This is a genomic window from Pseudomonas juntendi, assembly GCF_009932375.1.
Classification (GTDB): Bacteria; Pseudomonadota; Gammaproteobacteria; order Pseudomonadales; family Pseudomonadaceae; genus Aquipseudomonas; species Aquipseudomonas juntendi.
Window position 1 is genome coordinate 1 of the sequence record NZ_BLJG01000567.1, and the last position, 650, is coordinate 650.

Consider the following 650-nt stretch of genomic DNA (forward strand, 5'->3'; position numbering starts at 1 on the left):
GGTAGTCGCCGTACACGGCGGCGGTGCGCTCGATGAAACTCAGCGGGGTGAGGGCGACATGGTTGACGGCAGCGGGCTGCAGGCCCTGGGCATAGATCGACATGCGGTAGTCCTGTAAGGGAGGCAGGCGCAGCGGCTGCTGCCTGGCCCCCGGTGGCTGATTGTTAGCTCTGTTCAGGGTGCACAGGGAGGCGCACGGTGGGGCGCTCCCTCTGTCGCATTTTTACGCGAATGGCTATGGTAATAGGAATATCGACCATAGCAATATAGTAGAAATACTAGATAGGAGCCCTTCAACGTGGATCAACCTGCCGCCTGCCTGCTGGCCATGGACCCACAACCGAGCCTGCTGCTGGCCGCCGATGCCAGCGTGGTGGCGCTGAACCCGGCCTTGCAGGCCTGGGTTGCCGAGGGGCCTACGTTGCGTGCTTGGCTACCGGCCAACTGTACGGCGCTGGTCCGCGCCTGCCTGCGCCAGCACCGCGCAATCAGCGACGTGCGGCATGAAGGTCCAGCGCACGGTGCGCGCGCCGACCTGTACCTCCACGTCGCTGATTGCGCGGTGCTGGCGCAGGCAGGCGCGGACCAGCGCCGTACAGTTGGCCGGTAGCCAAGCACGCAACGTAGGCCCCTCGGCAACCCAGGCCTGC

The 650-nt window shown here is 65.4% G+C and carries 1 protein-coding gene and 2 pseudogenes; 1 reads left to right on the forward strand and 2 read right to left on the reverse strand.

The window, feature by feature from the left end:
• Positions 1 to 103 (reverse strand): hypothetical protein (locus GYA94_RS28425; protein WP_255327016.1); only part of this gene is annotated, 103 nt, incomplete at its 3' end.
• 225 nt (positions 104 to 328) lie between these two features.
• Here GYA94_RS28425 and GYA94_RS27290 point away from each other — a divergent pair.
• Positions 329 to 499, forward strand: a pseudogene (locus GYA94_RS27290) (PAS domain-containing sensor histidine kinase); the annotation flags it as partial.
• Here GYA94_RS27290 and GYA94_RS28430 read toward each other — a convergent pair.
• Positions 500 to 650 (reverse strand): annotated as a pseudogene (locus GYA94_RS28430) (PAS domain-containing sensor histidine kinase); the annotation flags it as partial.